Below are 12,872 nucleotides of genomic sequence, written 5' to 3'. Positions count from 1 at the left end.
TACAATTCATTAATACATTCCCTATACCACTTTAAGCCTTAATGCATGCTTTTTTATACTCGAGTTCAGACCCAATTTGCATTCACGGCAATCGTGACTTGTCTGATTTTTATTTTACTTGGATGCAAAAAAGAAGATCCTTTGGAATCATACGATCCCTCAGTAAAGTCTGTCACTATCATTTATGATACACAGGATCCAATTTACAATAAAAAAGTATGGCAAGGGATTCCTACTATTGAATTGTTACCCAACAAAGAAATATGGACGGCATGGTATTCAGGGGGAAATGGAGAAGAGATCGGCAACTACATTGTTATGGCGAAAAGTATGGATGATGGAGTTACCTGGAAGAAAAATGTTGTTATCGTTCAACCCAATGCAGGATATAGGGTTTTTGATCCTTGTCTTTGGGTTGATAATGAGCACAACAAATTGCATTTGTACTGGGCTCAATGTTTTCGGAAGTCATGGGACGGCGTAGGTGGAGTGTGGAACATAGAAAGAGACGTGTCGGGCATAACGTGGTCCTCACCTAAACGATTGGCAAATGGCGTGATGATGAATAAACCTACTTTGATTAATAAAGAGGTAGTATATCCAATTGCGTATTGGAATAAGGTTTACGATTTCATGCAAGCTCCGCAGCATCCGGAAGAAGCCGGAGTTAATGTTTATCGGTCTCAATCCGATAGTTTGTTATTCATCGGGAAAATAGGGATTGATAAAACATACGAAGAAGTTTCAGAGCATCAGATTGTAGAACTTAAGGATGGTAGATTATGGGCGTTGATAAGAAGTAAAAGGGGAATTTATGAGTCGTATTCTGCCGATACGGGACGTACATGGGAGCAGGCCCAATTTTTTAAACGTTGTGGTCCGGCCGCTTGTAGTAGGTTTCATATCCGGAAATTAAGCTCTGGAAGATTAATTTTAATAATGAATAATAGTCGGGAGAGGACGAATTTGACAGCTTTTCTTTCGGCAGATGACGGAAAGACCTGGCCATATAAAATGTTAATTGATGACCGTAATGAAGTTTCATACCCAGATGCTTCGGAAGATAAAGATGGGACTATTTATGTGGTCTATGACCGTGAAAGATACAAAGCAAAGGAGATATTAATGGTGAAGCTTACCGAAAAGATGATTATAGATAGTTCGAATATTAGAAAACCACAAATAAAAAAAGTACTAATAGATAACTAATGAGTATAAAAAGCATTTTCTGGGATTTTGATGGGGTAATATTAGACTCAATGCACATTAGAGATGTTGGATTTATACGAATATTATCGGCATTTCCCCATAATGCAATAGATGAGTTAATCCGGTATCACCGAGAAAACGGAGGGTTATCCAGATATCATAAAATACGTTATTTTTTTGAACAAATTTTGGGTGAGCCAATTTCAGAAGAAGAGGTGAATAGGTATGCAGATGCGTTTTCAAATATTATGCGCGAAATGTTAGTTGATCCCGCCAACCTTATCCAGGATGCTAATTTATTTATAGCAAAGCATTACAAAGATTACGAATTTCATATAGTTTCTGGATCTGACCAGAATGAATTGCGCTTTTTATGTTCCAAGCTTAATCTGAGTCAATATTTTAAATCCATAAATGGCTCGCCAACCGTTAAGAATAAGTTGGTGGCTGAATTGTTGGGCGAGGTACCTTACTCTATAGATGAAATCTGTTTGATAGGAGATTCTCAAAACGATTTTGATGCGGCCAGTTTAAATGGTATCTCTTTTTGGGGATATAACAACCCCTCTTTGAAAGAAAAGGGCTATAATTATATTGAAAGTTTTTCTGAATTAAAGCACATTTGATGTCCTTACGAAAAGAAAGTATACTTTTATCTATAAGCAATGTATTCCAGGTATTAACAAGCTTATTATTTAGTATTTTCGTTGCCCGGTTGATTATTAATAAAGCTGATTTTGGACGTTATCAGCAGTTATTTGTATTAATAAACTTCCTGGCGGTTATCGCCTCAAGCATACCCAATGCATTGAGCTTTTTCTTTGGAAAGTATGTGAATACAGATCAGCATAAAGGAGCTTTCAAGCGATTCTTTATTTTTTTATCTCTGACTTCGATATCATTGGTCATTTTATTCCTTGCTCTTAACAAATGGTTGGCCCTGCGGTTGGATAATTCGTTTATGACCAACTACGTTCTAGTTATTGCAGGGATTGCTTTAGTGCGCTTATTATTTGTTTATTTTTCGAATTTTTGCTTATTGACCCATAATTTATATTACTATATCTGGAATAATGTCTTTTATCTGATATTCTGCATCTGCCTTTTAGTAATTGCTTTTTTTCTAAAATTTAATATTAAAGAGATTCTTTTAGGACAATTACTGGTCGATAGCATCAGGTTAATCTTTTTATTACCTAAGGTCGCGCCATTTCTCAAACTAAAGAACAATGTATTTCTTAAAAAGGAAGAATTCTCTTATCTCTATCCCTTGTGCCTGGTTGCTGTAATAAGTAATTTGTATCTCATTGTGGACAGAATTATGATATCAAGCATGTTAGGGCCTGGTGATTTTGCCGATTACCAGGTTGGTGCTTTTGTTTTTCCGTTTATTGGGATTATTACAGGGTCTGTAGTTACCGCTTTATTGCCAAGGATATCCAAGAATTATCATGAGGGCGATTTCAAACAAATAGTTGATAATCTTCAACGGGCCACGGAGAAAGTCACTTTTTTGTTGGTCCCAATATTTGTTTATTGTTTGGTTTTTGGCCAGGAGCTTATTACCTGGCTTTATTCAGATAAGTTTGCCTTTTCCGGCTATATTTTTCAAATTTATACCCTGCGCTTCTTCGGTACAGTAGTATTGTTTTCAATGATGATGAATGCAATTGGTCTGCAAATGTGGGTATTCATAAATACTACTATTAACTTAGTAATCAATTTCATTTTGAATTATTTTTTTATTTTAAAATGGGGGGTAATGGGAGCTGTTTATGCAGGGATATTAAGTACCTATCTTGGATATATTTTACCTGTAACTATTATGAATAGGAGGTTGAAAGTTTCATTATTAGACTATTTCCCAATTAAAAGCTACCTAAAAACGATATTGATCTCCCTGGTGATCGCTGTTTCTTTTAAACTTATTTATAACCATTATGCTTTTGTAAAGATTTGGAGCATTTTTATTTCAATTATTTACTATTTTATTGTTGTATATCTTTTGGATAGAAAGCTGTTTAGTAATGATAGTTTAAAAAAAATTTTGAAACGAGATGGATCGTGATTCTTTTAAGCGCTATATAAAAATAAAGAGCTTACTTAAAGTTGATTTTAAAGGGTATAGTATAGATAAGATCGTAGCACTAGATCTTATCATGCTTGTTTATTCGGGAGTGAATTTCTCTTTTAAAAGTTGCCTGTTTGCATTTGTGAGGCTGGATTTTTCAATGATTAAAGAGCTCCCTTTAGCTAAAGTGCTCAGCACAATGGGGCGATATAACAGAAGAAAAGACTATTATGAAATATTCGAATTTATAAATAATAAACTGGGTGATGTATATCCAGTTGATTTAAACGACTGTAAATATAGCATATGTTTCAGCGGATATAATATAGTTAAAGCATATCGACTTATTTTTAAAACTCCCCTACCTTATTTAACAACAAAAGAAAAACTATTTCTTTTTGTGAGAGTTGTTCATTACTACAATTGCATCAATGCCTTGGAAAAGTTTTCTCTGGAAACTAAGTATGAAAGCTACCTCGCCTTTAGCAGTGTACACCCATATGAGGCGATTTTTACATTGTATTTTCAGAAAAGAAAAGTACCGACATATTCGTTACAGCACGGCTTATACTTTATTTTTCAGCGAGATATACCTATTGACGCGTTAGCCTATGAGAATTTTATTTCTGACTTCCATTTTTGCTGGGGAGCCTACACCAGGGATGAGTTTGTAAGTTATGGCATCGCAGCTGATAGATTACTGATCGGTGGATATCCGAGAAAGGCGCATTTTGTAAGAAAATCTTCTCCTATAAAATGTAGCCGCTGTATTATTTTTTTAGCCCGCCATAAGTATGCTGAAAGCAATTTTAAGCTGATAAACATGCTTGAAGAGTATAAAAAAAAGAATAGAGATGATAATGTCCAACTATACTTTAAACTGCATCCGACGCTGGATGCTTCGTTATATGAAGAAAAAGTTAAGGATGTGGGAGTTATTCTAATGGACAATCTAACGTTGACGGAATTGCTACAAAGTGATAAATTTGATTTTTCTCTGGCAATTAATACAGCTGCGTATTATGAGTCATATATATATGGTGTTCCTTCGTTGCGTTTTAGTGATGATTCCTTTGAAAACGGTATTGGAGTGAGAGATGATATATTTACTTCTGTTGAAGAGCTCAGTATGCAAATAAAAAATTTGCGGCAGATGGATAATCTGGCTATTTATAATAATGAGGTAGAACAAAAGCTGGATTATATTATTGGATTGAATATTTCTAACTATCCTGTTATTTTCAACAATACAATTGTGGACCTGGGTTAACAATGCAATTATGAGATATTTAATCAGAATTATAGATCTTTTAAAAACAGTATTATATTACAAGTTTGTATTTAAGAGAATAGGTATTAAGTCTATAATTGGTAAACCTCTGAAAATTGATGGTGGGAATAATATAATTATAGGTGAAAGTGTTTATGTAGCAAAGGGCACCTGGCTGGCTGCACTGCCATTAACGGGAGAAAAGGAATGTGTTCTGGAAATTGGGGACGGTTCTAATATCGGACATTTCAATCATATTTATGCGACAAAAAAGATCGTATTAGAAAGGAATGTTCTGACAGCAGATAAAGTATATATATCGGATAATTTACATGATTATGAAAATATACATCTGCCTGTGATGAAGCAGCGGATACGCCAGATAGGGGAAGTAATTATAGGAGAGGGTTCATGGTTGGGGGAGAACGTTTGTATATTAGGCGCCAAAATCGGTAAAAATTGTGTTATTGGTGCCAACGCTGTAGTAACCAAGGATATTCCAGATTTCAGTATTGTTGTTGGGGCACCTGCTTACATTATCAAGCGATATTGTTTTGAAACGAATAGTTGGAGAAAAACAGACAATAAAGGTTTTTTTATTTGATGAGCTTTTTATCTGTATTGTCAATTGAATTGTAAAATAGAATTTGATTATGAAGAACGTATTAATTACTGGTGGGGCAGGTTTTATTGGCTCTAACTTAGCTTTAAAGTTATTGAAGAAGGGCTTTACGATAACTGTTCTTGATAATTTATCTGAGCAAATACACGGGGTGAATCCAGAAAAGAACTCTCCTTTGCTCAGGAGTATAGAGAATAAGGTCACCTTTATTAAGGGTTGCGTCACTTCTCGAAATGACTGGATGGAAGCATTAAAGAATCAGGATGTAGTAGTTCACTTAGCAGCAGAAACTGGTACTGGTCAATCAATGTATGAAATTGAAAAGTATAACAGCGTGAATATTGGAGGTACTGCATTGATGTTGGACATATTAGCCAATACTAAGCATTCGGTGAAAAAAGTAGTGGTAGCTTCATCGCGGGCTATTTATGGAGAAGGCAGATATCTTGTACCTTCCACCGGGCAGTACGTATATCCGGAGGCTAGAATGGAGGAGCAGATGCTGAAAGGTGACTTTAACGTAAGTACCCATGGGATACATGAACTCTTGAAGTTGGTGCCTACAGATGAACAATCAAAAATTCACCCAACATCTGTGTATGGTATTACAAAGCAGGTGCAGGAGCAGATGGTAATGCTGGTGTGTAAATCCATTAATATAGCAGCCGTTGCATTCAGATATCAGAATGTTTACGGCCCTGGTCAATCATTATCCAATCCATATACTGGAATATTATCGATCTTTTCTTCTTTAATTAAAAGTGGTAAGTCTATAAATATTTTTGAAGATGGTGAAGAGAGCAGAGACTTTGTTTTTATTGATGATGTTGTAGATGCCACAATATTGGGTATTGAAATGGACGAAGCCAATAATGAGGTCTTTAATGTAGGTACTGGGGTTCCTATTAATGTTCTCACTGTTGTGAAAAGTTTGATTAATTGCTATGGCGCTTCCGTGGGCTATAAGGTGTCAGGTAATTTCAGATTAGGCGACATCAGGCATAACTATGCAGATCTTACTAAAATTGGCAGTAGGCTTGGTTTTCAGCCAAAAGTACAGTTTGAAGAGGGGATCAAAGAATTTGCCAATTGGGTGAACAAACAGAATGTGAGCTTGGGGGATAGTTACGAGCAATCCATAGATGAAATGAAAAATAAGGGAATGTATAAATGATTATGCAGGAGCAATACTTAAAAAACAAACGTATACTGTTTGTTGGCCAGATATTTTATGATTATCATACAAAGATTTTGGATGAATTAAAAAATCAGGGAGCAGAGGTTGATTTTTATGAAAACAAGTTTTTTCCTGAATATGAAAAATCATCATGGCTTGCCCGTAGTGTCAGGAAGTTTTTTTTGCCGAACAGGAAGAAGAAATACAATGATGAAATCATAAATTCAATTGGACTAAAAGAGTATGATTATTTTTTCTGTATTGGAGGGTTTTCTATTACCCCGGAATTGCTTAGACATGTTAAGACTGTCAATAAGAAAATAATCTCTATAATATATTTTTGGGATTCGTTTTCAGTTTGGGATCATTCAAAACTTTTTTTGTTATTTGACCGCGCTTATTCTTTTGACCCGCTTGATTGTGATAAATGGGAGGCTTTAAAGTATTTGCCGTTATTTTACACTAACGAGTATACAGCAGTTGACAATAGCGCAGCAAATAAGGAGGATATAGACCTTCTTTATATTGGTTCGGTAGGTCTTGCATCAATGAATCGTTGCGACATTCTGTTAGACCTGGATCACTATTCGAGGCGGATGGAACTTCGTTCTTTTCTCAGACTATATTTTCAGGCAAACGATGCTACCAGGGGAAGAAAAGTACTTAACGCCATCAAGCGCTTGTTATTCCCTGGTTACAGAACACTTATTGCTAAAATCAATAAGTGTAAGAATGAAGCAGATTTTATTACAACTAGTGTTTTAGGGCGCGAAGAAGTAGCAGAATTGACAAATCGTGCTAAATGTGTCGTGGATATTCCTGTCCCTGGACAGGTTGGATTAACAATAAGGACCATTGAAACCCTCGCAAGGGGAAAAAAAGTTATAACTTCAAATGTGAATATTAAAAAAGAAAGTATATATAATAAAGAATATGTATATGTGCTTGAAGGGTCAGATTTTGAAGTAGATAGAGAATTTATATCTTCTGTTCCAACTCACAAGCTAGATATTGAAGATTTCCATATTACCAATTGGTTGAGAAGGATTTTTACCGATGTTAATTAATTCATGAACACACCCGTTAAAAATATAAATCTGAAAAATTCTGCTCTACTTTTCTTTGCAGGAGTATTTTTCTTTTTTTTGACCAGGCAGGTTCCATTTAGTGGGTTTTCCATAATAATGAACCTCTTTTTATTATTAATTTATTTTGTATACTTTCTTCCAATAGTAAATAATATTTATCAAGGCCCCTCTTATTTTAGGGTTCTACTTTTTTTGCTTACTGGTCTTTTGGTTTTTGATTTGTTTTACAGCATATGTTTAATGAACGATGTTGTCAAAAATATAAGGTTTTTTATACTTCTGATATTACTTATTTACTCTTTCTATCTAGTCCCTCCCGAAAGGTTATTAAAAATATTTATAGCGATAATGCTTTTGCAAGCTATAGTCATTATTCTTTTCTCAATTTATCTGAGCGTATTTTTTGACCTGACAAGCTATATGCCAATCAGGTTCTTTTTTCTGGAGAAAGAGTGGGGGGATGTATATACTTATAATGGATGGTTATTTATCGTTCAGATAAAGGGAAATGCCCTGCTTCCTTTGACATTATTTATCACCTATTTTTATCCGATCAAGAGAAAATATCTTATACGGGGAATACTCCTGATTGCGTGTGTAGTAGCAGGGAATTTTGCATATGTGATTTCAATGGCTTTATTTTATATGGTGTATTTTTTACGTTCAGAAACTGCGAAGGAGCTTATAAGAAAAATAGTACTGTTATTAATGACAGTTTTTGTTTTAAGCATACCTGTGTACACTTATTATGTAAAGCCTGTGCTTGAAGGAAAACAGGAAGGTTCATTGAGTACTCGTGCAGATCAAACTGCTTTGCTAATGGATGACCTGACACAAAATGCTGGTACTTTTTTGTTAGGAACCGGACTAGGGCATACCGTTGAAAGGGCCACATATGCAAGAGATTACAGGGGAGATGTATATTTTGAATTACAAGTGCTCTATGTTTTAAATCAGCTGGGAGTAATAGGATTTATACTTGTTTTTCTTTATGTAATTGTCCTGATGCCACTATATAAATTCCGTAATAAATGGTTACTATTCATTTATGTTTGTTATGTAATATACGCCTGCACCAATCCATATATTTTTGACTCTAATCAAATAGCCGTAATTTTAGTGCTTAACGCACTTCAGAATTTTTATGATCGTAACCCTTCTTTTCAAAAATGGTCGACTCTAGGAACAGCATAAGCAATGCTGGTATTGGGATTATGATTACCTATTATAATCCGGACTTGCTGCAAAGTGAATTGCAGCTGGAAGCTATTCATAAGCAGGAAAATATTACGCACATTTGTATTGTAGATAATTCTGCTGCAGAGTTGGCTATTTGGAACGATCGGTTAAGTGAGCAATGGCCGAAAGTTAAATATATTTCCTTAGGGGATAATAAAGGAATTGCTGTGGCTCAGAACACTGGGGCTTCATATCTATTTTCCAAAGTGGATAGTATCGTTTTTTTCGATCAGGATAGTTTACCTGCCGATAACATGGTGGCTTCCCTGGTAAAATCTTATGAACAAGTGTCTGCTATTGAAAAGTATAATATAGGCGGAATTGGTCCACGGGCAATTAATACCCAAACTGGGGTTGCATATAAAGCCAAGCTTAAAAAAGGCATTGCCGTTGCTGAAGGGATACAGGTTACAAAGCTTACAGAACTGATCAGTTCTGGCACCCTCATTAGAAAAGAGGTATGGGAGAAGACAGGTGGTATGGATGAAGCGCTGTTTATTGATGCTGTGGATCACGAATGGTGCTGGAGAGCCAGGGAGAAGGGAGGATATTCCTTTTTTATTGATGAAACAGCTCATTTATATCATGCGTTGGGAGAAGGTGACAAGAAAATACTAGGCATTAATTTTAAGGGAATTCCTAAGCCGGTGAGGTGTTATTATCTTTATAGGAATTACCTCCTTTTAGTCAGGCGTTCATATGTACCATTATATTGGAAATTAATGAGTGGCTGCAAATTTTCTTTGAAGTTTTTTTTCTATCCTGTTTTTTTGGAGAACGGAAGAATGTATCTGAAATATATACTTAAAGGAATAAAGGACGGCGTGGCTGGTAAAGGTGGAAGGGTAGACTGGTGAAATATATCATCGTTTAAAATTAATATTGGGAAATGATCAGCGATAAGAGAATTGTTATATTTGATTTGTGTGGAACATTGTATGATTCTAATACCACAATGGATTTTATACGGGAGAAAGTATTCAGTGAGAAACGTCAGTACAGATTATTTAATAAGGTATCTCACTTTATCGGATGGAAAGTATTTAATAAGGTACTATACAAATTATTGGGGCTTGACCTGACAAGAGTGATTTTTGTCAGAAGTCTGAAGGGGTATGCAAGAACAGAATTAAACTTACTGGCGGAAGAGTTTATTAAAACCACCTTGTCGAATAAGGAAATTACAATAGCGCAGGAAATGCTCAGAAATGAGATGGCTCAGGAGAAGAGGGTTGCAATTGTTTCTGCGTCTATGGATTTCCTGGTACAGGCAATTGCAAAAGAGCTGGGAGTGAAGGAATATTATGCCACCACCTTGGACTTTGCCAGTGAAACGGGAATCTGTAATGGAAGAATCCTACACGATTTATTAGGAAATAAACTGGAGACCTGCAGGCTGCATAACCTGGATGTGAGTAAGGCTTTTGTTATTACTGATAATTTGAGCGATGCTGAACTGGTTAGTAAATCTTCTGAGGCGTTTATAGTTGCCAAGAAGAAGAATGAACTGTTCTGGACAAAATTCCCAACTGTAAAAGAAATATATGTTTTCGATAGATAAGGCTAAATTTTTTATTCCGGCTTTATATTTTTTTAGAACGAGAATTTCGTCTCCTGCTAAATTAATTTCCTGGATTATTATTTATATAGTGCCAACCGCTTATATTTCTTTTCACTATTTCCAGGAAATGGCCAATACACATTCGATTGTCGATTTTGTGCTTATGTATCTACTACAGGTAGGTGCAATTTATAATTTTTATGAAGTTGGCTATATAGAAAATGATACGGAAACTATTAAAGGAGAATCGAATCCCACTATCAGGTTGAAGGATAAAGATTTTGTTTTTTATGAGAAGAATAAATTTTTAATCTATATATTCAGAATTTTATTTGGATGTCTTTTGTTGTGGAGCTTGGCTCTTTTTCACATGCCAATAATTAATTATTTTTTATTCGTGGGAGCTGTAATTGTCATACTGCCTATTTATCTTTTTTATAACAGGGTAAGAAGCCGGTTGACACTGCTACTGCATTTTTTACTAGTATGCATAAGATTTGCTTCATACCTGCTTTTGTATAAAGGATTTAACACTATTGGCCTTGTTGATGTAATATTTATATTGTTGGCGTTTCCTGTGATCAATTTGCTGGAAAGGGCCGCATTAAAGCGCTTTAATTTCAGACAATTGAGCTTTATTCTTTCTTCCCCATTTACACTGGATAAATTCCGGATGTATTACTATGCTATTTTTAGTTGTATTATACTAATAATTAGCTCTCTTAATAAGGAATATTTCTGGTTGCTCATACTTTTCGTCTATTATGCTTTGTACAGATCAGCTATTGTATTAAAACAAAAGGTGGCGAAAACTGCTTAGTTTCTGCCACCTTTTTATATTTTAAGCGATATCACTTTTTCATGAGTGATTTACTTTTTAAGGTCGACATCTTATTTTTCCAGTCGCTGTAAAATTGATAGAGAGGCAGGTTATTTTCATTGTGTACAAGCCGTTTAATGCCGCATTGTTTTACAGATGTGAGGAAGCCTTCCAAATGCGTATTAAAGTTGTTATATTTTTGCGTATTATTAAAGAATTGGTCCGGGTCCTTGCTAGCCTCATCCAGATAGGCCTGAACGGCTGAATATTGTAATGGAATTCTTTCTTTTTGTACTCGCTTCAGATATACAGGTTGGTTTTTTACGCTGTTCATCGCAGCATCAAACAGGTCATCATAATTGTTAATCATGCTTTCTGTCAGCTTATTATTGCCCGTGAGTTGAGAGGATGTAAGTTGTATATAGCGTTTTAAAGAAGGTGCGGCATCTCCATAAAAGCCCTGCAGGAAGTCATCTATTACTGCATTATCGTCCAAATTTGGATCCCATGTTAATTTAGACAGAAGATAAGCTCTGAGCTCAGCAAATTCACCGTCTGGAAAAATATTTCCTTCTGCAAAATAACCTTTAATACCTTTATTTACAAAGTATTGCAGATTAGGTTTTAATATCAATAAATTAGGATGGATAGATTCAAGCGCCGAATAATCTATGACATAATCCCAGACAAAGATATTTTTGGTAAGTTTCTGCCAGCCATCAAATTGATTGTGCATTTCTGCATAGTCATCCCCCTGATAACTACTTACATAGTTCTTGGGCTGAGGGCAATACATGATATTTAAATTGGGGGCTAATTTCATATTCTGCGGTGGATTACGTGTATAGGAATATGCGAGGGCTGAAATATTTTCATTAGGAAAGTTCTGTGCAAGATTATTTGCCAGCGCGATTGTTGGTCCTCCAGGTGTTTTTGTGTTATTAATTACTGGCAGACATTTGTCGCACTCGCAATAAGAACCATTATCCTCCACTGAAACGGACCAATAGTTATATTGGGGTTGATTTTTAATTTTTGCATTTAGCCATCCAAGCAAAATATTATATACGTCTTTATTGGTAGGATCCAGTTGTAATGGCTGTCTTTTGCCTTTTACCAGGGAATAATATTCGGGATGAGTATTAAAATATTGCTTGGGTGGCATTATCTGAAAACCGGTATGTGCAAATATGCCAAATAAAGAAGAATTAGTACTTCTTGCATGAATTAATTTATGCCAATCTGAATATGAGGAGTCCATTGCGCCTAGGTAAAAAACATCTCTTAAAATCAAAGTTGGTATTTCTGTGAGGTTAACAGCAGGGATAGTAAGACTGCTTCTTTTAGGGATTTTCATTACATCTGCCGTATACATTCTGCAACCGAAATATTTTTCCAGCAGTGTATATACGCCAAACAAGGGTCCCTTACCACTCCCCCCGGCTATAATGAGTTTTGTTCCTTTTGTAAGTATAGTGTATCCATCGGTTCCTAATTTTGATGTATTCACTTCGGGAGCCATTGATTTAATATAATCCCCTTGTCCAATTATAATCTGATTTTTTGCATTACCGTTATTCGTGATTGGAACGTCTATGCTTAGTGTTTTTTTTATATATTTTTGCAGTTCTTTTGCAGCTTTCGATGTAGGTTGTGTACTATTATCGGCAATAACAATGGCTGTTTGAGAAGCCGTTCTTTGGCTTAATACCAGCGACTGAGCGCATATTACATTCACTACCAGCAAGAGCGGGAGAGCAAAGAAGAGAAAATTTAATCTTTTCATATAACTTTCTTTTAATAACACTTATAAAA

The 12,872-nt window shown here is 35.3% G+C and carries 11 protein-coding genes; 10 read left to right on the top strand and 1 reads right to left on the bottom strand.

The genetic code is table 11. From position 1 onward, the window contains the following. Window positions 1–45 precede the first annotated feature (45 nt). Genes PV783_RS01425 through PV783_RS01380 form a run of 10 tightly spaced genes read left to right on the top strand, consistent with a single transcriptional unit; the run spans window position 46 to window position 10,237 of the window. Window positions 46–1,209, top strand: coding sequence for a sialidase family protein (locus tag PV783_RS01425; protein ID WP_079471154.1), 1,164 nt, complete (start codon window positions 46–48; stop codon window positions 1,207–1,209). After that, complete coding sequence (locus tag PV783_RS01420; RefSeq protein ID WP_079471153.1) at window positions 1,209–1,835, top strand: HAD family hydrolase; 627 nt, start codon at window positions 1,209–1,211, stop codon at window positions 1,833–1,835. The genes PV783_RS01425 and PV783_RS01420 overlap by 1 nt, the downstream gene beginning before the upstream one ends. Then, complete coding sequence (locus PV783_RS01415; protein ID WP_079471152.1) at window positions 1,835–3,277, top strand: lipopolysaccharide biosynthesis protein; 1,443 nt, start codon at window positions 1,835–1,837, stop codon at window positions 3,275–3,277. Before PV783_RS01420 ends, PV783_RS01415 begins: the two co-directional genes overlap by 1 nt. Then, window positions 3,267–4,550 (top strand): hypothetical protein, encoded by a 1,284-nt coding sequence (locus tag PV783_RS01410; RefSeq protein ID WP_420986926.1) that lies wholly within the window; start codon window positions 3,267–3,269, stop codon window positions 4,548–4,550. The genes PV783_RS01415 and PV783_RS01410 overlap by 11 nt, the downstream gene beginning before the upstream one ends. 10 nt (window positions 4,551–4,560) lie before the next feature. Further along, a complete protein-coding gene (locus tag PV783_RS01405; protein ID WP_420986925.1) occupies window positions 4,561–5,154 on the top strand; it encodes an acyltransferase in 594 nt (197 codons plus the stop codon). A gap of 49 nt (window positions 5,155–5,203) precedes the next feature. After that, complete coding sequence (locus PV783_RS01400; protein WP_079471150.1) at window positions 5,204–6,346, top strand: NAD-dependent epimerase/dehydratase family protein; 1,143 nt, start codon at window positions 5,204–5,206, stop codon at window positions 6,344–6,346. Continuing rightward, window positions 6,343–7,416 (top strand): hypothetical protein, encoded by a 1,074-nt coding sequence (locus tag PV783_RS01395; RefSeq protein WP_420986924.1) that lies wholly within the window; start codon window positions 6,343–6,345, stop codon window positions 7,414–7,416. The genes PV783_RS01400 and PV783_RS01395 overlap by 4 nt, the downstream gene beginning before the upstream one ends. 3 nt (window positions 7,417–7,419) lie before the next feature. Beyond that, the gene (locus PV783_RS01390; protein WP_420986923.1) at window positions 7,420–8,631 is read left to right on the top strand and encodes a hypothetical protein; all 1,212 of its coding nucleotides are present in this window, start codon (window positions 7,420–7,422) and stop codon (window positions 8,629–8,631) included. Between the two features lie 20 nt (window positions 8,632–8,651). Then, a complete protein-coding gene (locus PV783_RS01385; protein WP_159454362.1) occupies window positions 8,652–9,533 on the top strand; it encodes a glycosyltransferase family 2 protein in 882 nt (293 codons plus the stop codon). Window positions 9,534–9,565: 32 nt separating this feature from the next. Continuing rightward, window positions 9,566–10,237, top strand: coding sequence for an HAD family hydrolase (locus PV783_RS01380; RefSeq protein WP_079471146.1), 672 nt, complete (start codon window positions 9,566–9,568; stop codon window positions 10,235–10,237). 851 nt (window positions 10,238–11,088) lie between these two features. Here PV783_RS01380 and PV783_RS01375 read toward each other — a convergent pair. Beyond that, on the bottom strand, window positions 11,089–12,843 hold the full coding sequence (locus PV783_RS01375) for a DUF4838 domain-containing protein (protein WP_079471144.1): 1,755 nt from the start codon (window positions 12,841–12,843) through the stop codon (window positions 11,089–11,091). Window positions 12,844–12,872 lie beyond the last annotated feature (29 nt).

This window comes from Chitinophaga sp. CC14 (assembly GCF_048957795.1).
In the GTDB taxonomy this organism is placed as follows: Bacteria; Bacteroidota; Bacteroidia; order Chitinophagales; family Chitinophagaceae; genus Chitinophaga; species Chitinophaga ginsengisegetis.
This window is presented reverse-complemented; position numbering and strand designations above follow the sequence as displayed.